A 22,466-nucleotide genomic window follows, 5' to 3' on the forward strand; every position below is an offset into this window, starting at 1 on the left:
AGACCGAGAGTTCAGCCTTGTGGCTGGAAGGGCTATGTACGGGCTTTCACCGTGATTCACGCTTCAACGAATCGCACGGGCATTCTTTCTGTGCTTGCTTGAAGTAGTCGAGAATCCGCTCGTAGCCGATCAGGTAATCAGCGCTGGTACTTACTGTGACGGAATTAGATTTCTCGCTCATTTTTCGCTCAATCCTCTAACAGTGTTGAGTTTGCTTGCTGTATTCAGCGTACAGCAAGCTGCTTAGTTTTCGCTCAAATCTAAAACAGGACTATTGGGGTGGGTAAAAATAAGAGCTAGAACGACGCAAAATCGTAGATTTAAAGCAATGCGCTAGTTCAAGTCCCTCCGCCCCCATGAAATTCACGTCAGAAGGCTAATCGACCTCTCATTTCCGGTAAAAAGACCGCGATGTCTGTAGGGGCCCGTGAGCCGATATCTATGACATAAGTTATAGATCCTGTAAACCCGCCCCGATCGATACTTCGTGCGCTACGGACAAAGAAAAAACGAAGCCGCCCCGCGCGATATTACGCAGCAACGGGCAAAGTAATCGCAAATTCCGTGCCCTGTCCTATGTGGGAATTCATCTCAATTTTCCCGTGATGCTTGGCAACGATTTGATAGGAAATAGCTAATCCCAATCCAGTGCCTTTGCCGATCGACTTTGTAGTAAAAAACGGGTCAAATATCTGTTGGGCACTGGCTGCTGCAATTCCCGGCCCGTTATCGCGAATCTTGACGGTGACAGTATTGTCGGCTGTAACTTCCGTGCTAACCCAAATCGTTGGCGAATAGCCTTTGTCTTCCTTTTTCACCTCCTCCAGCGCATCTATTGCATTACTAATAATATTCATAAATACTTGATTCAGTTGCGCGGGATAGCACTCAAGCGCAGGCAACTTACCGTATTGTTTAATAACTTGAATACCTTGTTTGAGTCGGTGATTGAGAATGACGAGGGTGCTATCTATTCCTTCGTGAATGTCGGCTGATTTCATTTTGCCGTCGTCCGATCGCGAAAAATTCCGCATGGATACGACAATTTCGCGAATGCGATCGGCTCCCATTTTCATCGAAGAGAGGGTTTTTGGTAAATCTTCTCTGAGAAATTCGAGTTCAATGTCTTCGATACGTTCTAGAATTGCATCTGGTGGGTTTGGATAGTATTCTTGATAGAGAGTGAGCAAGTCTGCCAAATCTTCGATGTATTGGTTGGCATAGTCAATGTTGCCGCCGATGAAGTTGACGGGATTGTTGATTTCGTGGGCTATCCCTGCCACCATTTGACCGAGAGACGACATTTTTTCGGTTTGAATTAATTGGGATTGAGTTTGTTTTAGTTCTTCTGTATACTCGCTAACTCGCTGAATCAATTGATTGAAAGAAGCTGCTAAAACTCCGATTTCGTCTTCGGTTGTGACTGGTACTTGCAGGTTAAAATTCGATTCGCGAGCGACTTGCTGGGCGACGTTAGTGACGGTTTCGAGGGGTTGGGCGATCGCGCGGCTGGTTTTGTCCGCCAGTAACACCCCGATGAGTGCTGAAATTATCATACTCCCCAGAATAATTCGGTTGCGCAAGCCTTCAGCTTCTTCTAATGCTTCTGCCCCTTGCAGTTTTTGAACTTCTATTTCTGCAATTTGGTCGGTCAAATTGTCGGCAAGTTTATCTAATACGATCGCTTCTTGGCCGCTGCTAGTCCTCAACATTTGTAGCTGTGCTGACTCGATGCGGTTGACCGGCAAATCCCAAACTTCGGCTTCTTTTAACTGCAATTTAATTAGCTGAGCGTAGTAATCGATGACGGTGGCATACCTTGGCAATATAGACTGCAAATTTTTCTCTTCTATTGCTAGCTTGTCGGGATTTTCTCGTGCGAAAGATTCAATTTCCGAAATCAGGATTTTCGCCTGATTGATTTGCTGGAGAAACCGATCGTGTTCGTATTGCAGCCACACCGTGTTTCCCAAAACTGCCGGCAATCTCGCTGCGTGCGATCGGGCTGCAAAGACGGTATTTTGCAAATTTTGCAGCAGTTGCTGCTGCTGCCCAGCAACATTTACCTGAATTAAAGCTTGCTTGCGAAAGTAGTCTCCCACTTTCAGTCCCGCACCCGTGCCCAAAATCGCTATGCCGATCGCTAAAGCATAGCCGTAGCTAATTTTTTGGCCGATCCGCAAATGGTTGAATCGTTCCCTTAGCCAATTTAAATTAATAGATGAATGCTGTAACAATTTCTTTTGAGCAGATTTATTTTGCTCTAGTTTGCTATCTTGGGGCTGAGTGTCGGTAAATAATAACATTGAAATTTTCTCCCAAAACAATCAGGAGTAGTTGACATCCTGCACATTTTTTTGTAAGTTTGATAAACCGTCAAAACCTGCATTTGTCAGTTAATCATTTAACTAAGTTAAAACCCATAATATTTCGGTTCTTACTCCTGAAAAGACGCGAGCTGGAGATCCGATAGTTTTTCTGGGTTTTAACTTTTGGCGGGTCTTTTTGACTGACAGTCGGTTGCGTGCGAAATGTCGAAACTCATCTTTCTATTAAGTCTACCAGATAAATCGGTGTTTTCGCTGTTAGCAGATCCGATTTAGCCGCTCCCTTCTTAATTATCTCTGTTCTTAAACCAAAGTGTTTGTGATCTGTATCAACAACTTATGTGATTAGACGGAAATTTACAAAACTTATGATAACTGCGATCGATATTTTCACTTAGTTGGGGACAGAAGGCCCAACTACGGGTTCTCCCCGTTTTTCTTTTTCTGCCATTTCTAGGTTCAATTCCAGCAGTTTTACTAAGATATCGTCGCTGTCAGTAAATCCGTAAGCTTGCATTACTTGGCGATCGAGCGCTTCGTGAAGTTTATAAAGTTGACTTGTTGGTTCTTCAAAAAACTTATTGTAAAGTTGAGTAATTCCCCACTGTTTTGATGACATTTGTTGAGTGCGGTATTGGTGCAGTTCGACCGCCGTTGCCCGAATTTGCTCTACTAATTGCTTCGCTGATCTTTTAATCCCAAACTATTTATTGCCACATTTTTTAGCTATGAGACAGGGGTTGAGACCCCTGTCGCAGTGTCGGACTGCATCAGTGACCGATCATCCAAGGCCGTCCCCCTCGGTGTTCGCGATTCCGCTGCGGTTTAGGTTCCTCAAAACGCTTAACAACTTGCGGTTCCTTATTTTCTTGACCTTTCAACCGCAGATTTCCTGTTAAAATCATCGGCGGCGAAAATATCCGTTTAGCAGCAGTTTCGCAGGTTGGACAAAGCACAGGAGTATCTGATTCTGCCAGACTGCGCCATTTTTCAAACAGGCCGCAATGTTCACACCGAAAATCGTAAAGAGGCATAGCAATTTGAGATGATAAATTTGGAATGGAATGAGTGAAGGCGGGCAGTTCCCGCCCTACTAATTAAGACGGCATAATATCCATCTCAAAAATTTCTGTCGGTAAAGCAAGCGTGCAGCAAGCATTGGGAATATCAACAATGCCGCTGATTCGACCCTCAACCGGAGCACAGCTTAATAGCAAATACGCTTGTTCTCCAGTAAAGCCAAACTTTTTCAAGTATTCGATCGCATTCAAGCAAGCTCGCCGATAAGCAACGTGGGCATCCAGATAATATTGCTGGCCCGTAAACTCATCAACAGAAATCCCTTCAAAAACTAGGTATTCAGAATAGCGTGGTTCCACAGGCCCGGGTTTGAAAATCGGGTTTACCATCGCGTATTTATCCATTCCGCCTTTGATAATATCAACGTGGAGGTCGATGTACCCCGACATTTCAATTGCACCGCAGAATGAAATCTCTCCGTCACCTTGAGAAAAGTGAATGTCTCCCATCGAAAGTTTCGCGCCTTCGACATAAACCGGGAAGTAAACTCTCGAACCCCGGGACAGGTTTTTAATATCGCAATTGCCGCCGTGTTCGCGGGGAGGAACAGTGCGCGCCGCTTCCGCAGCAACTCGATCGAACTGGGCCCCTGTCAGCGAACCCAAAACTGCATTTTTGGGGTTCGGCAGTTCTGCTAAAGGCGGTACTCGATCGGGATTTGTTGCTACTAATTCCGCTTCCCGTTTGTTCCATTTATTCAACAATTCCTGAGAAGGAGCGCAGCCAATTAAACCCGGATGGGTAATCCCGGCCAACCTCACTTTTGGAATGTGTCGCGAAGCGGTATAAATTCCCTGAAAATCCCAAATTGCTTTAGCAGCAGTGGGAAAATGTTCGGTCAAGAAACCGCCACCGTTCTCTTTAGCAAAGATTCCCGTAAAACCCCATTCGTCCCCTTGTAAAGCCCCGATGTCGAGGATATCGACTACTAAAATATCCCCTGGCTGCGCGCCGTTAACGTAAATTGGCCCGCTCAAAACGTGAACTACTGTTAAATCTACATCGCGAATGTCGTCGGGGCTGTCGTCATTTTTAATTTGTCCGTCTGTCCAGTCTTTGCACTCGATGCGAAATACCTCGCCGGGATTGACGGACACTACTGCTGGAATATCTGGATGCCAGCGGTTGTGACCGACTAATTCCTGTTCGGACATCGGTTTGGTCAAGTCAACTTTGAAGATAACTTGAGGCATAGTCTGCACTCCTTTAGTAAATGATTCAGTCTGGGACGCAAACAGTGGTTTGACACGCTACTAAGAGCGGAGTAAGCTGCTGAGGTTTAAGTGAGTCCCGCGATTTGTATGTGCTACGCGCATCTTCCCCGATTTGATAGTTGATAAATGTAAAATCTTATACGAATAAGTGCCGATCGCCAAAAAAAATAAGATAACGATTATCATTATAAAAAAAGTTGACGGTGCAGCAGTCGTGGTATGTTTTTGATAGTGGCTGTTTTAAAATGCAAAAATCTGTGACTGAACCTTCTACTGAACAAGCTGCAAATAAGATAAATAGTTGGCACGATAAAAAAAGTTGACGGTGCAGCAGTCGTGGTATGTTTTTGATAGTGGCTGTTTTTAGCAAAAATCTGTGACTGAACCTTCTACTGAACAAGCTGCAAATAAGATAAATAATTGGCACGGCAGGCTGAATTTAGTCTACGCGAACCGTGACGGCGCAACTCAAATCATTCACAATCAAATGCAAGCGCCCCTGAAGGTGCAGCGTCCGTTTTATCCTGAAGGAAAAGAGGTTTGTCACAGCGTAGTTTTGCACACGGCTGGGGGAGTTGTCGGGGGCGATCGCCTTTCGCTCAATTTCCACCTCCAACCAAAAGCCAAAGCCTTAATTACCACCGCCGCCGCTGGTAAAATTTATCGCAGCAGCGGACAGTTATCACAACAAAATATTGACATTCAAGTAGATGCTGGCGCTAATTTGGAATGGCTGCCGCAGGAAACAATCGTTTTCGACGGCGCAATTTACCGACAAGATTTGCGGGTAGAATTAGCGCCGCAAGCCCGTATTCTGCTGTGGGAAATTACGCGGTTCGGACGCAGTGCTAGGGGCGAAAAGTTCTTGTCGGGAGAATGGCGATCGCACACCGAAATTTGGCAGCAAAACCGTCCGCTGTGGATTGACAGACAATGGCTCGAAGGCGGGGGAAAAATGCTCGAAAGTGCTCACGGTTTAGCAGGAAAACCCGTAGTCGCTACCCTCGCTTGGATCGGCGAACCAGTCCCAGCGGAGATGGTGGAAAAAGTGCGATATTTGCGCTGCGAAGAAACAATTTATCCGGCATCTGTGGCAGTTAATTCTACTGTCGGCGTTACTCGCATTCCCAACGGTTTGCTGTGTCGGTATCGCGGTTCGTCCACCGCTGCCGCCAGAGACTGGTTTGTCGCCATTTGGCAATTGCTGCGCCTGTCTTTTTCAGAACGCCCTTGCTGTTTGCCGAGAGTTTGGATAAAATAGCATTCTCTTTGAGTTTTTTAGTTTCACATAGTTTCTCTTCCCGCTGCAACAAATCAAATGCAAAACCCGCCCCCAGCACAAGACATACAACTTCCGACTGACATTCCCCGCGACAATATAGCCGAGTTTTGTCAGAAATATGCGATCGGCAAACACTCTTTTTCCGGTTCTCTGCTAAAGTCCAAAAATACAAGCATAAACCACCTTGACACAAACCGGATGTTAACACTATCGTTGGTCATGGGATGTAATTACCGATGATTTGCCGCCGCTGATAGTTGAACTTGCACAAATAATGCGATCGCCCTCACCATAATAAAAATGCAACTCACCCCCCAAGAAAAAGACAAGCTGCTGATTTTCACCGCCGCCCTGCTAGCAGAGCGCCGGAAACAAAGAGGTTTAAAATTAAACTATCCCGAAGCACTAGCCTACATTTCAGCCGCGATTTTAGAAGGAGCAAGAGATGGCCTCACCGTCGCAGATTTAATGAGTTACGGGACAACTCTGCTGACGCGGGAAGATGTGATGGAAGGCATACCGGAAATGGTGCATGAAGTGCAAGTTGAGGCGACTTTTCCCGACGGAACTAAGTTGGTGACAGTGCACGATCCGATTCGTTAAATATTTAACCGCAGAGACTCGCAGGAGACAGATATGATTCCGGGAGAAATGATTGTTTCAGACGGTGAAATTGAGCTGAATGCCGATCGCCCAACGGTGCGGCTGCTGGTAGCAAATACGGGCGACAGACCCATACAAGTCGGTTCCCACTATCACTTTTATGAAGCGAACGAAGCCTTAGAATTTGAACGAGAACAAGCAAAAGGAATGCGGTTGGATATCCCCGCAGGTACAGCAGTTAGATTTGAGCCGGGAGATCGAAGGGAAATTCAATTAGTGCCGTTTGTTGGTAGCCGTCAAGTTTACGGCTTTAATGGAAAAGTGAACGGTCATCTGGATGCTGAAGTATGAAAGCAGAAAATAGTGCACAAGTGTTGAGTGTTGAATGGGGAATTTGTTAACTTAAAACTCATACCCGTTACAAAAATGCAACTGTAACCTCGCAATCCCAACCAGGAGCGCGATCGATCGCGCTCATCGAAAATCGAAAATGGTATCACTTCCAGCGCTACCCCTGGAGAGTGACAAAGCAATCTCAACAAAATTTCTCTGAATCAGCGTATAAATGCCTTTCTTTTGTTAGTCAAACCTCAGACTTTTGAGCGAGTTAAAAGTGGCAGTTTGCGATCGATATTGGTTGTTAAAACCGCAAACATACACAGCAAAAGCGCATGATGAACCCAAAATTAGTTGACCAGATCAAACAGATGTTGAAGCAGAGCTTGCTGGAAACGTCGAGACGTGTCTGGAGAACCCCGTTAGACCGGCGCACCAGCATCAAATTGTTAGATAACAGCATCGTTTACAAACAGCAGCACGAACCAGTCAAAATACCCGCATTAGCCTCAGTAAACGGAGTGCCTTCTCGGTTTTTTACCACAGAAACAAGCGTGTCTTTTGACCCGGATTATGTTTGGAAAATTTCCCAGAATGAACAAATAGATTCTCTCACTATTTGTACCTCGGGAAACACGCTGCTAAATAACAAGTTGCTGTTAGACTTGGATTTTCGGATTAGCGGTGCGGGTATTCTGGAATGGCCTTATAAACCCCAGCAAATTACCTATCCGCTGGTAGTTGCTCCTTGGTCGCATTTGTGGTGCAGTTATTACGATTATGTTATTTTTGTACTGGCAAAACTTTGTAGAGTTGAGGAGGCTTTAGGTAAGGAAATTTGGCAAAAAGCCAAAATTTGTTATCCTTTGCGGCATACAGCTTTTGAGTTGGAATTTATGACCAAACTCGGTATTCCTGAAAGTTCGCTAATCGACACTCGCGCTAGAGATACGGGATATCATGCAGAAAGTGTCGTGGTGGGAAACAATCAAGATTGGTATTTTCCCAGTCCTTACGATATAGAGCTTTTGCGGAACAAATTCTGTCTTAAGGAAAATGTCAAGCCTTACAGAAAATTGTATCTTTCTAGAAGCGGGCGGCGTCAGGTTAAAAATGAGGCACAAGTACGAGAAGTGTTGAAAGAGTTTGATTTTGAAATTTTGGAAGATATCTCGCGCACTGTGGATGAACAAATTCGCCTGTTTGCAGATGCTGCGGTGGTTGTCGGCCCTCACGGCGCTGGTTTTACAAATTTGCTGTGGTGTCAGCCGGGAACGAAAGTATTGGAATGCTTTTATGGAGGGTACACTCCGCCGTTTTTCTATTACATTTCCCAGCTATTGGGATTAGAATACTCCTGTATGGTTGATGACAGCAATGATTCGGAAGATTGGAGTTTAATTGGCATGGATATGACGGTGGATCTGGAGGTTTTGAGAAGGGAAATCAAGAAAATGCTGGAATGAATTTACAAATCGACAAATGGGGCGATCGCACAAATATTGTAAATATTTGATAACTCAGATTGAGCAACTCGGTACATAGTACAATTAAAGTTGACCTCAACTGCTAACTAAAAAATTTATTAATATTAGGAGCGAGCATGAGTTACAGAATGGATCGCCGCGCTTACGCGGAAACCTTCGGGCCGACAACGGGCGATCGCGTCCGGTTAGCCGATACAGAATTATTCATAGAAGTTGAAAAAGACTTCACAACCTACGGGGATGAAGTTAAATTTGGCGGCGGTAAAGTCATTCGCGACGGCATGGGACAGTCGCCTATTTCTAATGCTGACGGTGCTGTTGACACGGTGATTACTAATGCTTTAATATTGGATTGGTGGGGAATTGTTAAGGCAGATGTTGGAATTAAAGATGGCAAGATTTACCAAATTGGTAAGGCGGGAAATCCTTACATTCAAGATAGGGTAGATATTATTATAGGGCCCGGTACGGAAGTGATTGCTGGTGAGGGAATGATTCTCACGGCAGGGGGAATTGACACTCACATTCACTTTATTTGCCCGCAACAGATAGAAGTGGCGATCGCCTCCGGCATCACTACCATGATCGGCGGCGGCACTGGCCCGGCAACGGGTACAAACGCTACAACTTGCACTCCAGGGCCTTGGCATATGTACAGAATGCTGCAAGCAGCCGATGCTTTCCCGGTAAATCTGGGGTTTTTAGGTAAGGGAAATAGCAGTCAACCTCAAGGATTAGTCGAGCAAGTTTTGGCTGGTGCAATGGGTTTGAAGCTTCACGAAGATTGGGGAACTACGCCAGCAACGATCGACAATTGTTTGAGTGTAGCTGACGAGTACGACGTGCAAGTGGCAATTCACACCGACACTCTCAATGAAGCGGGATTTGTGGAAGCTACAATTGCTGCATTTAAAAATCGCGCTATTCACACTTACCACACTGAAGGTGCTGGCGGCGGACACGCACCGGATATTATTAAAGTGTGCGGACAAGCTAATGTTTTGCCTTCGTCTACTAATCCGACTCGCCCTTACACTGTCAATACTTTGGAAGAACATTTAGATATGTTGATGGTTTGCCACCATTTGGATCGGGGGATTCCTGAAGATGTGGCTTTTGCTGAGTCGAGAATTAGAAGGGAAACTATTGCTGCTGAGGATATTTTGCACGATTTGGGTGCGTTTAGTATGATTTCTTCGGACTCGCAGGCGATGGGAAGGGTTGGAGAGGTGATTGTTCGGACTTGGCAAACGGCGCATAAAATGAAGGTGCAGCGGGGGAATTTACCCCCCCTAACCCCCCCTTACCAAGGGGGGGAAACAAGAGGGATAACTCCCCCTTACCAAGGGGGGGAAACAAGAGGGATAACCCCCCCTTATCAAGGGGGGGAAATAGAGGGTCGAAATGATAATTTTCGGGCGAAGCGGTACATTGCAAAATATACAATTAATCCGGCGATTACTCACGGAATTAGTCAGTATGTCGGTTCGGTGGAAGAGGGTAAGTTGGCGGATTTGTGTTTGTGGAGGCCGGCGTTTTTTGGGGTGAAACCGGAGTTGGTAATTAAGGGTGGTGCGATCGCCTACGGGCAGATGGGAGATGCTAATGCTAGCATTCCGACGCCGCAGCCGGTGCATATGCGGCCGATGTTTGGCAGTTTTGGCGGTGCGATCGGGGCGACTTGTCTGACTTTTGTTTCGCAGGCTGCGCGCGATCGAGATATTGCAGCACAGCTCGGTTTACAAAAGCCAACTGTAGCAGTTTCCGGCACGCGGCAGATTAGTAAAAGAGATATGAAACTCAACGATTATTTGCCGCACATCGAAGTCGATCCAGAAACTTATGAAGTGAGGGCGGATGGGGAATTATTAACTTGCGAACCGGCAACTGTTTTGCCAATGGCGCAGCGGTACTTTTTGTTTTAACCGATTGTACGATCGTGTAAGGGCGGGTTTTAGCAACTGTCTGTGTCTAAAACTAAGGAGATCCTAAACCCGCCCCGGTCTAATTAAACTTACTTAATTCGGGATTGGATGTCTTGTTATAAAAATTGAGCGATCGCAGTATTAAACCCTTACAAACGAACCAAAAATAAAGCGCAATATTCACCCCACTTAACAACTTGGGGATACCCTCAACCAAGCTAAAAATTGCCTCATCTTGCCAGGGCAATGCTTCGGCAAAAAATGCTAAAAATAATAAACCCACGCCACTTACTAACAAAAAGTATGGCGTTGATTTTATTTGCCTCCTAAAAGTTAATCCATAAACTGCCGCAGCAACAGCGTAAATAATAACTATTGTAACTTTAGGGAATCCAGCGCGTCCGAGGTGAACATGAGTGCGAAAAACTTCATTAAATAGGAAAAATCCCGTAACTATCGCTGAACCTAAAATAAACTGATTTTCAGGACGATTCGGTTGAGTAGTTCTTAGCAAACCAAAGCTAAAAACACACACCATTACTGAAAAATAAAAGAACATTTGGAACATCAGAAAAAAGAAACCCGCCCCCGGATATGTCGCAAGACAAGGCGGAAAAAATAACCCTTTTACCGAAGAACCAAACCCATTTAGGGCAAAACTTACCACCGCTACCAGCAAGATAGCTAAAGTATTGAGCAAAAAAACAATCCTATAATTTGCCATAATCTAATTTGAGTGCCTCAGGTATTCTCATCATTGAGCGAGATCAGTTTTTTACTAAATTTACTTATCTTAAATTTAACCAATCTTGAATTTCTTGCGCTAACCAAGCCGCCTCAACCTCTTTCAAATTTGTTGCTAAAGTATAAAAGTAAGTTCCCGTAACGTTACCTGAACGAATCCTGATTTGATTTCCATCAGTCATGGTATATATAAAAGCACCCAAAATTTCCGAAATTTCCCCAGTTTGTTGTAAATAACTCCAACCAAATATCTGATGTTCCAGTTTAAAGTAGTTCCGGTTAAATTTAATTTTATTACCATTGCCCGCAATCTTAACTAAGATACTTGCTATAATCGTAAACAATCCTAATCCAATATTGAAATTTAATTCCAAAAATGCTAAGATTATCGGCCAAAATATCAGTATAGTTAATATTCCTATAAAAGCACCTAAAAAAGGCCTTCTGACTAAAGTAGAGGGAATTTTAATGTTTAACTCCGTCGCTGATTTGCTAACTTGAATGCGACTGTGAGGTGGTTTAGCAATTTTCTGAACAGTCGCAATTTGAAGATTAGCCCCTTGTATGTTTCCCGATTTCAAAGCTGCTAAAGCCTCTCTAGCCTCGCTGAAACGCTTTTCTAACGCGATTTCCGTCATCTTCTCAATCCAGCTTACCAAACTAGGATTCACACTTACGCGATCGCTAAACTGAATCCGAGAATTTTTCTGTGGCAAATCCGCAGGAGTCATCCCCGTTAACAAATGAATTAAAGTAGCTCCCAAAGCATACAAATCCGAAGCCGGAACCGCCCGCCCCCAAAACTGTTCTAAGGGTGCATAGCCGCTCGTTCCTACCACTGTAAACGTTACACCTGTCACCGCCGCTTGAGCTTGTACCGCACCAAAATCTACTAGATAAACCTGCCGATCTTCACCCCAAATTAAATTACTAGGCTTAATATCTCGGTGCAAAACTGGGGGGCTTAATTCATGCAAATAAATTAAAATTTCCAGCACTTCAGCGGCAATTTTTCGTACTTCTTTTTCGGAAAAAGGCTGACCCTTTTCTAATAATTCCTGAAGTGAAAATCCCGGAATATAATCTTGCACTAATCCAAACCAAGGCAATCCTGCCCCGGCTTCCCGCTCCAGGGAAAAATAATCTCGATAGCAAGGAATGCGGGGATGATTTAGCGCCTGCAAAACTTGTGCTTCTCTTTCAAAAAGCTTGAGTTCTTCCCACTGCATTTCCGGGCTAAAAGCTAACATTTTCAGCGTCACGTGTTCTTGAGACTCTAAATCTACTGCTAGCCAAGTTTGATGACCGGCCGCTGTGCGTCCTAAACGCTGTTGCAATTGATAACGTTCTTGTAAAATTTTTCCTGGATCTAACACAGCATTGCCCTCTTTTTTTTTATTACATGAAATTGCCTTAACTATTAAATTAAGTATTTGGCCGAGAGATTTAAATTGCTACTAGAAGTAATTACCCGTGCACTTCTCCACTGGGCATAATCGTACCGCGCAATTGAGCCCCCGCTAAATTAGCAGTGCTCAAATCAGCCCTAATCAAACTTGTGCGGTGCAAAATTGCCTCCCGCAAATCAGTTCTAGCCAGGTAAGCATCAGTCAAATCGGCTTCACTCAAATTTGCCTGATTAAAATTAGCACGACTCAAATCAGCCCGCACCAAATTAGCCCGACTCAAATCAGCCATAACTAAATTAGAATTGCTCAACTTAACATCAGGAAGAAATGCACCGCGCAAATTAGCACCAGCTAATTCAGCATCAATTAATACAGCTCTTTCCAACTTAGCACTTGTCATGATAGCCCAGGAAAAATTTGTTTCTACCAAAGTTGCTTCAGTCAAAAATGTGCCATCTAAAATAGCTTCGCTCAAATTCGCCTGAGTCAGATTTGCTTCCCGCAGAAAAGCTTCAGTCAAATTCGCTTGACTGAGATTAGCTTTAGTCAAATCAGCACCTAGCAAATTGACGCCCCGCAAATCAGCACCTTGCAAATTTGCACCCCGCAAATTTGCACCCTCAAAAATCCGCGGCTCCTTGCGCAAATTTGCACCGCGCAAGCAGGCGCCGCGCAAATCAGCACCTTGCAAATTGACGCCTCGCATATCTGCATCCGTCAAATTTGCATCGATAAAAACTGCCAAAGAAATGTTTGCTTTGCGAAAATCTGCACATTGCAAAGTGGCTCCGTGGAAGTCTGCATCGGACAAATTTGCTGCGTTCAAGTTGGCCTGATTTAAGTTAGCACCGCACAACTTTGCATTAGTTAAATTTGCGCGCTGAAGGTTAATTCTGCTCAGGTATGACATCGTTAAGTTTGCACCCCAGAGGTCCGCACTGCTTAAATTGACGCCAATTAAATCTGCACCGCTCAGGTGGACTCCTCTCAGATTCATACCTTGAAAATCTAGTTCTCCTGATGTATATCGCCTTAAAATTTCGCTAGCATTCATGTTTTTTAAATGAGGTAAAATTTGCTATTTCTAAATTTATTGAATTTCAGTCCTTGGCTTGCGGACTTAATTTGTGTAGCCCCCAACTTGAGTCGGGGATTTAATGAGTTTGATTCACAAATTCTTGAGTCCAAGCGACTGTTTTGTGGCCTAACTGTCGCCCGTGAATTTTCACGTGAGTCAGAAATTGTGATTTTAAAGTACCCAGTTTTTTGTGAATGTATGTAGCTGTAGCCTCTTGGTTTGGTACTTCGGCAGACTCCAGAATGACGTGGAGCCAACCTTCTTTAAATCCCGCTGTGGCACTAATTCCCTTGGGCTGTAGCAATTGATTGATCAAAATGGCGATCGCCTTTGGCTTGCCTTGTTTTGCCATTTCCACAAGCTGATACTGAGTTGGTTTCGGGCTAGAGTTTTGCGGCTCTGTTGCTGAAATATTTTTTTCGGCAATATTCTCCTGGGTTTCATCAGGAGGACGCCCGCTTTCTTTTGACTCCAACTCGCTCAGAATTTCCATTAATTTGTCGGTAAATCCCTGAACTTTTCCTACATAATCTCTGAGATTTTTATATTTCCAGTACAAACGCTCCTCTGAACTTTCTGTATAAAATTTCCCGCTCATCGCAGCTTCTAACTCGCTGAATATCTTTTCTATTTGCGCCGTTGCGGAGTTAGCACTTTGAGTGACTAAGCCTTTCATTTCTTCTTCCAATGCCAACTTGCGTTTGATGGAATCGCTAATATTTATGGTAACAGGATCGGCTGGCTCGAAACTTTCGACAATTGTCGGCATTTCTGCAACTTGGAATGTTTCTACCAATTCCTGTCGGAAATCCGCACTGGAATTATTGCTGCTGGTTTTTGGTTCTTTAAACTGTACATTTTCTGCCGTATCCGGCACTAAGTAACTCTTCTGGGGGTCATAATGATAGTGAGTCGGAGCAGCTTGAATGATCTGAGTAATATCCCCTGGCTCAAAATATTCGCTGCGCCTGTCAACCAGCACGATCTCTTCATAAACACTGTTGTTTAAATGCGTCTGATCGTAATCTTCGGTAGCTGAATCTTCGGCTATATCGCGTTCTTCCTGTTGCAATTTTGCGTAACAAGGATTCATGGCTTTGATAATCACGCTAGCCGCTTGGTCGCATTCGTCGGTGTTGTCGAGATTGCCCGCAGTTCCGTACAAATTAGATTCGAGTTCGGCTAGGCTGCCACAGACATTAAATAGTTGTCGCAGCAGCTTGTCAAGTTCTTGGGTTTTGAGCAGCAGCCAATCGCGATCGCTAAAAGTGAACTCGTGATAAAGAGTAGAAAAAATGAGGATTTTTGCCCTCAGCGGATTGGTTTGCTGTAAAATTTTTTCTCTGACATCAAATAGATTTCCGGGGTCTCTTTCGCTCGACTCCCCTGCGGGCAGTTGCGAACTGAAGTGGTCATCAAATGCGGGTGCTTCGTAACCGCCAAAATTAGATATGTTAGTTTCTAATTTTGTGAAATCTTGGTATTCGTAAAGTCGGCTCAGTTGGCAGACGATTTGATCGGCCACTAAAGCGTACTCAGTTTTTTTATTGACCTTGGCAACTATACTGTTTAAAACTGTTTCAATATCTTCTAACCTGCTGTATTTAGCGCAGAGTTCTTCGATTAAGTTCCCTACATCTGCGCTGGCGAGTTTGGCCGGATCGTTTTCCCAAGACTCTTTACAAGCAAAAAATATTATTTTTTTTATGCGCGAGACATTGACATCTTGTTCTAATTCGCGAACAACTTCATCTAAAATAGATAAAGCTTTCATAGTTTTCCTCCCAAAAAAATACCCTGTCAGTCGATTTGAGATTTTTGATTTTTGATTTTTGATTTTTGATTTACTTGCAGCGCAGTGAATCACCGGAACCCGAACTCGAGCGTTGCCCGATCGCCGGTCGTTGGGTCTAAAATTTTAGTATCTCCACGAGGATTGTCGGGGGCTTGTACCAGTTTTTGGGCGGGTCAAGAGTCAGCAAGAAATAATACAATCATACCACATTTGATAAATGCAAGACTTTGATGCGATCGTAATTGGCAGCGGCATTGGCGGCTTAGTCGCCGGCTCGATGCTAGCTCGCTACGGCAAGCGCGTACTCGTGTGCGAGAGCCACACCATAGCGGGCGGGGCGGCTCACAGCTTTTTGCGCCGGGGATTTCACTTTGATTCGGGACCTTCTTTTTATTGCGGTTTGACAGATCCGCAGTCGCTGAATCCTTTGCGCCAAGTCTTGAATGTTTTGGAGGAATCGATCGCAGCAATTGCCTACGATCCGCTGGGGCATTACCATTTTCCCGAGGGAAGTTTGCCAGTTTATGCTAATGCGAGAAATTACTTAGATGCTGTAGCTAAATTCGCACCGCAAGGCGCTATAGAATTGCAGCAATTTCAACAAAACTTATTAGTTTTGTATGAAGCTTTGCGCGGAATTCCGGCTTTAGCGCTGAGATCGGACTGGCAGTTAATACCTGTTTTGCTGTCTCGGTACTCGCCTGCTTTGCTGAAACTGTTACCGTCAGTAGGTGCGATCGCCAGTTCAGCCGGTACCTTGATGGATCGGGACGTGCAAGACCCTTGGGTGCGGCGTTTGATCGATTTGGAGTGCTTTTTGCTGTCGGGCTTGAAAGCGCATGAAACTGTCGCGCCGGAAATAGCTTTTATGATTGGCGAACGATCGCGATCGGCGATCGAATATCCTGTAGGAGGCAGCGGTGCGATCGTCGATGCCTTAGTCCGAGGCTTGCAGCGCTGGGGAGGAAAATTGCGCTTGGCAACTCCCGTCGAGCAAATATTAGTTGAATCCGGCAAAACCACGGGAGTTCGGTTGCAAAATGGCGAAATTATCCGCGCCCCAATTGTGATTTCAAATGCCACAGTTTGGGATACTTATACAAAGTTACTGCGACCTGAAGATTTGCCGGAAAGCTACCGAAAAACCGCTTTATCGATGCCAGCAGTAGAGAGTTTCATGCACCTGCATTTAGGAATTAAAGCCGAAAAACTAGAAGGGTTGACCGGCCACCACGTCGTCGTTCACGACAGCAATGTTGACATTACAGTACCCGGAAATACCTGCATGATTTCGATTCCTACAGTGTGGGATGCAACTCTGGCGCCGCCAGGACATCACGCCGTTCACGCTTATACATTGGAACCTTACGCAGGTTGGGAGTACGGCGGCGGTTATCAGGAAAGGAAACAACAGCGATCGCAATCTCTGTTCAAAGCTTTAGAAAGAATTATACCGGATTTGCGATCGCGAATAGTCCTGGAGTCGATCGGCACACCGCTAACCCACGCCCGATATTTGCGGCGGTATCAAGGAACCTACGGGCCTGCAATCGCCGCCGGCAAAGGCACATTTCCCGGGCCGCAAACCCCAGTCAAAGGCTTGTATCGGGTGGGAGACAGCACCATGCCCGGAATCGGCGTTCCCGCCGTCGCAGCATCGGGCATTTTGTGCGCCAATAGCCTGGTAAATTCCGACATCACAGCACAATTTTTGTAAAGCCAGCGGCCACAGGTTCGATCGTTCGGACTTTAGTCCTCTTATAATTTAGACTCTTGACTAAAGTCCGATGCTGCGAACACTTTATCCACCAGCGGCAAAACTGCCCATAATTGCGATCGACAAAGCCAAACCTGGCAACAGCAGCAATCCTAACATCAAAGCATCGTGTCCGCTCATAACTTTCTCCTGATACTGACGTTGGATAGCTTATCATACACACCCTGATTTCGCCACCATCTTAAGAATTAAAACCGACATATAGATTCAGGATTGACCGGGCAAATCTTATTCACGATCGGATTCCCGCGCAAGTCAAGCGTCGTTAACTTTTGCAAAGATTGCAGGGAACTGATATCAGAGATTTGATTGTTGTACAAATCGAGCAAAAATAAGTTATGCAAAGCTTGCAGCGCGCTGCAATCGGCAATCGGATTGTTGAACAGATAAAGTTGAGTCAAATTAGTTAACGATTTCAGCGGACTGATGTCTGAAATTTGATTGTTGCCGAGGTTGAGTTCAACTAAATTAGTTAGCTCTGCCAAAGCACTAATATCGGATATTTGATTCTCAAATAAAACCAGTCTATTTAAGTTAGTCAAGGCTTTCAACGGAGCCAGTTCAGATATTTGATTCTCGAATAGAAACAGCGTACTCAGATTTTTCAAAGAAGCCAGCGGGGTGATATCCGATATTTGGTTTTTGTAAAGGTAGAGTGTCTGAAGTTCAGTTAAATCTGCCAGAGGAGCGATATCTAAAATTTGATTTTTGTATAAAATTAACGCCTTTAACTTAGTTAAAGCTTTCACAGGCGTGATGTCAGAAATTTTGTTGTCAAACAACACAAGTTCCGTAAGATTAGTTAGAGCAGCGAGGGGACTGAGGTCTGATATTTGATTGGTATCCAGAACGAGTCTAGTCAGATTTCTCAGAGATGAAAGCGGGCTGAGATCTGATATTTGATTGACCTCCATCACCAGAGTTTTCAAGTTGGTTAAAGATTGCAGGGGAGCGAGGTCAGATATTTGATTCCCGTCGAGGATGAGACTGGTAAGCTGAGTGAAAGATGAGAGGGGACTGATATCGGTAAGTTGAACTTGTTTGAGGTTGAGTTCTGTTATACTAGAAAGCAGTTCGCTGGCTCGATCGCACTCGGAAGTATCTGATACTTGCAAAAGTATTTCTACGGTATGTTTCGCGCCGGGAGAGAGATTGTCTTTGTGCTTGCACCAATCGGGAAAGTTATTATAATTTGTTGTCATGGGTTTTAGCTTTTAGATTTCAGTTCTTGAGGTACGTAGTTGCGCTTGGGCGCTTTTTTATATTAAAGAGCGCCCAAGCGCAACTACATACCTGCACGTGTAAATCTTAAATTTCCGATAAATCTAGCAATTATGTCTAATTTGTGGATCGGATTTTTGCTGATTTTGAGAAATTTTAGCAAAAATTGTGTAAAGTAATCTTAACAGCCTTAATTGCATTCATGTGCAGGAGCCAACAGCCGACTATGACGCCAGAACTAATTTTTAATGCAGGCAATCTGTTCGTTGTGCCTTTCTGGGCAATTATGATTTTATTGCCCAACTGGGGAATTACCCGAAAAGTGATGAATTCGTTTATTCCTTTTGCAGTGCTCGCCGTCTTGTACATATATTTGTTTGGTAGCAGTCTGACTGCGGAGAATGCGGCGGCTTTGTCCAATCCCAAGCTAGCAGATATTGCTAAGTTTCTGGGGGAGGAAACGGCGGCGGCTACGGGATGGATTCATTTTTTAGTGATGGATTTGTTTGTCGGGCGCTGGATTTATTTGGAAGGACAGCGGACAGGAGTTTGGACTGTTCATTCTTTGGCTTTGTGTTTCTTTGCGGGGCCGATGGGATTGCTTTCTCATATTGTAACGGCTTGGATTACTGAAAGGTTTTTTCCGAGTTCTGAGGCGGCGGGTACTGTTACTCCTTCGGTTTAAGGAGAGGGTTTTCAATACCTTGGATGTTAATCATCCATTGCTCGATGTAGGTTTTTGTAGTGAGGATTTCAGTCAAGATTTATGGATGCGGACTTAAGTCCGATGCGGAGAACCTTAGGAAAAAACTTAAGTCCGATGCGGAGAACCTTAGGAAAAAACTTAAGTCCGATGCGGAGAACCTGTTTTACCCACAAACTCTAAAATTAGGGTGCAGGGCGGGCGCAACTTGCCGTTTCCAACAGAATTTTAAGAGGTGGCTAGAGGCAGCACTAAACGGGCGACAATTAAATTATTTTCTAACATTTCTAAGGAAAAGTCTCCCCCCATTAAGCGTACTGCTCGCTGGCAAATTAAGAGATTTTGCACGATCGACCTATGGGACGGCACGGCCAATATATCCGGGTGAGAACCGCCGTTGAAGCCCGCAAGTAACTGTCGATCGCACTCGCCGCGATCGATCACAGACAATTCTAGCCAATCTTCCCCCAAAAGCACAGAGCGAATCTCCACCTTGTCGCCAACTTTAGAGCGCCTGCAAGCCATCGCCAGCAATTCGCACAGGATCAAATCCAGCTTGATGCCGTCACCGCGAACGCTCAAAGTCTGGCCCGCAGGCAGCGACACAGCAGTCTCTCTGTTCACTTCCAGCAAGATTTCCGACTGTTTGACCAGGGGGGCCGTGCGATCGAGCGATCGCCTCAACCAAGCGCTCACAGGCACCGCATCTTGTCCGAATTGCAGCCGCCACTGTTCCTGTTTCAGCACCAAATGAATTGACCCCAAAGCATTACCAATTTGCCGTAAAACCTGTTGGTAGCGCAAAGTTTTCAGAGCATCCTTTTGTTCCTTCGCCGCAGGCAAAATCGACTGGCTCAACTCTCCCAACTCCTTCACCCCGGCTCCGAGAATGCGATAAAAATCCTCGAAACGGCGCTGCTTGTACCAGTTGAGCAGCTCCAGATCCAATCGCTGCGAGTCCAGGGCCGATTGCACCGCCAAATACCTGCGCCACCAAGCCAACTGAGACGCCATCGAACTCAGTAAATTCACCGACAACTCCGACCACTGGCGGCCCGGAGCGTCCGCAACCACTACAATGCCCGCAGGAGCGTGTTCAGGGGCACTCCGCAGCGCCACCGCCAGAATTTCGCCAATTCCCGGACTGCGCAGCCACCGCTTCGTTGCCAGCGGCAGTTCGCTCATGCTCTGTTGCAGCACGTCGTTAACCACAAGGGTTTGTTGGATCAAAGCGTCTGTTTGCACAGGAATCACGGCCTCGGGATTGAGGGCAAATACGGGATTGGCAGCTACCGCTGCAGAGATTGAACCGGACTCGGAGCCTGGATTCCAAGTAATTACGGCTACTAAAGGACAGGAAATTGTCATAGAAACGTGTTGGGCAAAGTTACGATCGAGCTTTTGCAGCGGCAACTCTGGAAACATCCTCGGCTCCGCAACAGATATCCGCTCGCCAGAATGCTGCTCGCCAGAATGCTGCAAAACCGCCAAACCCGATTTGATCGATCGCTCAAATTGCTGATATTTCTCTATTTCCGAGCTCTGCTGCCAGGAGTGCAGGATCAATCCTAACTGTTGGCTGACTACCCGAACTAATTCTCGCTCGGTGCGCCTCCAAGTGCGAGTTGCACTGTGCCCGACAACCAGCAAACCCTCGATCGATTTTGGATTTGCGATTTGAGATTTGCGATTGGGGTTTTCTCCCCCGAACTGTTTCCCCCGAGTGCTCGATGCCAAAAGCGATCGCACCCCCGCTTCCGCCAGCACTTCCCGCCAAGCGCCCAACCGCCCGTCTTCCTCCCAATTTTCAATCGCCAGAGGTTCCCCGCCACCTTGCAGCAGCCCCACGTCAGCCGCATCGAGGGCGTTGAGCGGCGACGGCACTTGTCTGCGGTTGCGGGGCAGATTTTGGCAGACAATTTCAAAGCGATTTTGTTCTTCGCCGTACAGCAACAGCAAAAAGTATTCGCACTTGAGCCGAGAGCACAACTGCTCGGCCGTATTTTTCAAAGTCGCCTCCCAGTCAGCATCGCTGTAGATAGCGCGAGCGATGCCGGCAGTTAAATCTCGATCGAGCTGCGTTTGCTCAATCCTCTCCTCCATCTCCGACAGAGGAGCAGTCAGAGCCACCAACTGCGCCGCACCCCGCAGGTAATGTCTTTCATTGTCTTGCCAAATCCGGGACTCGCTCGCTTCCACTGCCAAAAATCCCAACAATTCCCCTTCCAAAACAATCGGCGCCGCCAACAGAGAGCGAGCGCGGATTTGCTGCATCAACCGCCCCGTCAGCTCAGTTTTCAGAGAACTGTGAGATTCACCGATCCAAACAATTTCTTCCCTAGCCAAAGCCTGATAAAATTCGCCCAAATCTTGGACAGTGATGCCCGAAGCGGGTCGGATCAGGCCCAAACCAGGAGCAACTTGGCGGTTGCTGACTCGGCGCCAAAAATAGCGCCGCTCTCGCTCGAACCAATAAACATTAGTGCGCGTCGGCTCGATAAATTCATGAGCTTGTTCGACTACCGCTTGCAAATATTGGTCGAGCGATCGCAGTTCCCGCAACTGCGAAATCAGCGCCAAAAGAGACTCGTCTGGACGTTTGACTTGCTGTCGCTGCCAATCTTTTTCTATTTGATAAAGAGCAGTTGCCAGCGATCCAAATACGATCGCCAACTGCGTTTTTTCCGCCGGCTTTGGCGACGCTCCCCACTCGTCCGTACCCAGCAAAATCACGCCGTAGCAGCGGTCTTTGTAGCGCAGCGGAAACAGAGTCGTGCCTTGAATGTTGTAAGTTTGAGCAGCTTTGCGCCATTCTCCGGCTCTGTTTTCCGATCGCAAATCCGGGACTCCCACAGGCCGGAGCTGAATCACCACTTGTTCGAGCAAATCCCCCGGAGTCAGGGAAAACCGCTGTTTGAGAAAAGACAAATCGCCGTTAGGAGTCATGCCGCCTTTCCCGAACAATCGGTGCCCCTGTCGATCGTACAACCCGATCCAAATCAACCGCCAGTCAAATTCCGCTTGCAAGTAAGCGAGTGCCGTCTCCACCAGCACTTCCACATTCTCCTCTTCTCGAAGAGTCTGGAGCACCCGCTCCAGCGCAGCGACTTGTTCGTCTAAATCCTTCGGTCTTTGCTCGTGCCCCATTTCCCACCTTCCCCGCACCTTTGTCCAATTTTCAATTACCGACTTAAAAAATTTAAAAATCCAAATGCAAAACAATCAACCTATAATATAGTCGTCTCAATTATGATTCAATCTAAAACATTGGATAAAGCCGAGCGAAGTTCAAGTAAAAATCTCACCTTTCCAGGGGAGCAGCTCATTTTTATAAAAAGCATTTTATTTTATATATATAGTGCTGTCGAGAGCTCGCTTGGTCATAACAGCTCTTCGAGCTCTCGACAGCACTATAAAGGCAAAACTGAGATGCTCCCCCTTTCGGGTCTCCTTGACTATTTTTATTTCCCTTCTCATTTCTCATT

General features: G+C 45.8%; 17 protein-coding genes. 7 read left to right on the forward strand and 10 right to left on the reverse strand.

Annotated elements, in window-relative coordinates:
- Nucleotides 1-530: 530 nt before the first annotated feature.
- The 4 genes from QUB63_RS15535 to fmdA all read right to left on the reverse strand — a co-directional run bounded on the left by QUB63_RS15535 (nucleotide 531) and on the right by fmdA (nucleotide 4,600).
- Nucleotides 531-2,306, reverse strand: coding sequence for a sensor histidine kinase (locus QUB63_RS15535; RefSeq protein WP_332946155.1), 1,776 nt, complete (start codon nucleotides 2,304-2,306; stop codon nucleotides 531-533).
- A gap of 415 nt (nucleotides 2,307-2,721) precedes the next feature.
- The gene (locus tag QUB63_RS15540; RefSeq protein ID WP_332946156.1) at nucleotides 2,722-2,946 is read right to left on the reverse strand and encodes a hypothetical protein; all 225 of its coding nucleotides are present in this window, start codon (nucleotides 2,944-2,946) and stop codon (nucleotides 2,722-2,724) included.
- A gap of 151 nt (nucleotides 2,947-3,097) precedes the next feature.
- Nucleotides 3,098-3,361, reverse strand: coding sequence for an FmdB family zinc ribbon protein (locus QUB63_RS15545; RefSeq protein WP_332946157.1), 264 nt, complete (start codon nucleotides 3,359-3,361; stop codon nucleotides 3,098-3,100).
- Between the two features lie 63 nt (nucleotides 3,362-3,424).
- Nucleotides 3,425-4,600 (reverse strand): formamidase, encoded by a 1,176-nt coding sequence (fmdA, locus tag QUB63_RS15550; RefSeq protein ID WP_332946158.1) that lies wholly within the window; start codon nucleotides 4,598-4,600, stop codon nucleotides 3,425-3,427.
- Between the two features lie 397 nt (nucleotides 4,601-4,997).
- On the opposite strand from fmdA, the gene QUB63_RS15555 reads away from it, so the two are divergent.
- The 5 genes from QUB63_RS15555 (at nucleotide 4,998) to ureC (ending at nucleotide 10,254) form a co-directional block, all read left to right on the forward strand.
- On the forward strand, nucleotides 4,998-5,882 hold the full coding sequence (locus QUB63_RS15555; RefSeq protein WP_332946159.1) for an urease accessory protein UreD: 885 nt from the start codon (nucleotides 4,998-5,000) through the stop codon (nucleotides 5,880-5,882).
- Between the two features lie 321 nt (nucleotides 5,883-6,203).
- On the forward strand, nucleotides 6,204-6,506 hold the full coding sequence (gene ureA, locus QUB63_RS15560; protein WP_293255018.1) for an urease subunit gamma: 303 nt from the start codon (nucleotides 6,204-6,206) through the stop codon (nucleotides 6,504-6,506).
- 33 nt (nucleotides 6,507-6,539) lie between these two features.
- On the forward strand, nucleotides 6,540-6,857 hold the full coding sequence (locus QUB63_RS15565; protein WP_332946160.1) for an urease subunit beta: 318 nt from the start codon (nucleotides 6,540-6,542) through the stop codon (nucleotides 6,855-6,857).
- 320 nt (nucleotides 6,858-7,177) lie between these two features.
- Nucleotides 7,178-8,308, forward strand: a complete 1,131-nt coding sequence (locus QUB63_RS15570) for a glycosyltransferase family 61 protein (RefSeq protein ID WP_332946161.1) — start codon at nucleotides 7,178-7,180, stop codon at nucleotides 8,306-8,308.
- A gap of 137 nt (nucleotides 8,309-8,445) precedes the next feature.
- On the forward strand, nucleotides 8,446-10,254 hold the full coding sequence (gene ureC, locus QUB63_RS15575; RefSeq protein ID WP_332946162.1) for an urease subunit alpha: 1,809 nt from the start codon (nucleotides 8,446-8,448) through the stop codon (nucleotides 10,252-10,254).
- Between the two features lie 79 nt (nucleotides 10,255-10,333).
- Here ureC and QUB63_RS15580 read toward each other — a convergent pair whose 3' ends face one another.
- The 4 genes from QUB63_RS15580 to QUB63_RS15595 form a co-directional block, all read right to left on the reverse strand.
- Nucleotides 10,334-10,978: a hypothetical protein gene (locus QUB63_RS15580; RefSeq protein ID WP_332946163.1), complete on the reverse strand. Its 645-nt coding sequence runs from the start codon at nucleotides 10,976-10,978 to the stop codon at nucleotides 10,334-10,336.
- A 64-nt stretch (nucleotides 10,979-11,042) separates the two neighbouring features.
- A complete protein-coding gene (locus QUB63_RS15585) occupies nucleotides 11,043-12,374 on the reverse strand; it encodes a serine/threonine protein kinase (protein WP_332946164.1) in 1,332 nt (443 codons plus the stop codon).
- A gap of 91 nt (nucleotides 12,375-12,465) precedes the next feature.
- Nucleotides 12,466-13,461: a pentapeptide repeat-containing protein gene (locus tag QUB63_RS15590; protein WP_332946165.1), complete on the reverse strand. Its 996-nt coding sequence runs from the start codon at nucleotides 13,459-13,461 to the stop codon at nucleotides 12,466-12,468.
- Between the two features lie 100 nt (nucleotides 13,462-13,561).
- Complete coding sequence (locus QUB63_RS15595) at nucleotides 13,562-15,259, reverse strand: hypothetical protein (protein WP_332946166.1); 1,698 nt, start codon at nucleotides 15,257-15,259, stop codon at nucleotides 13,562-13,564.
- Between the two features lie 238 nt (nucleotides 15,260-15,497).
- Between QUB63_RS15595 and QUB63_RS15600 the strand changes: the two genes are divergently transcribed.
- Entirely contained in the window at nucleotides 15,498-16,997 is a 1,500-nt protein-coding gene (locus QUB63_RS15600; RefSeq protein ID WP_332946167.1) for a phytoene desaturase family protein, read from the forward strand.
- Between the two features lie 248 nt (nucleotides 16,998-17,245).
- Here QUB63_RS15600 and QUB63_RS15605 read toward each other — a convergent pair whose 3' ends face one another.
- Entirely contained in the window at nucleotides 17,246-18,259 is a 1,014-nt protein-coding gene (locus tag QUB63_RS15605; RefSeq protein ID WP_332946168.1) for a leucine-rich repeat domain-containing protein, read from the reverse strand.
- Between the two features lie 245 nt (nucleotides 18,260-18,504).
- Between QUB63_RS15605 and QUB63_RS15610 the strand changes: the two genes are divergently transcribed.
- Entirely contained in the window at nucleotides 18,505-18,963 is a 459-nt protein-coding gene (locus QUB63_RS15610) for an ABA4-like family protein (RefSeq protein WP_332946169.1), read from the forward strand.
- 246 nt (nucleotides 18,964-19,209) lie between these two features.
- Here the strand turns inward: QUB63_RS15610 and QUB63_RS15615 are convergent, their stop codons facing one another.
- Nucleotides 19,210-22,128, reverse strand: a complete 2,919-nt coding sequence (locus QUB63_RS15615) for a sensor histidine kinase (protein ID WP_332946170.1) — start codon at nucleotides 22,126-22,128, stop codon at nucleotides 19,210-19,212.
- Nucleotides 22,129-22,466: the final 338 nt, after the last annotated feature.

It is taken from the genome of Microcoleus sp. ARI1-B5 (assembly GCF_036705795.1).
Classification (GTDB): domain Bacteria; phylum Cyanobacteriota; class Cyanobacteriia; order Cyanobacteriales; family Microcoleaceae; genus Microcoleus.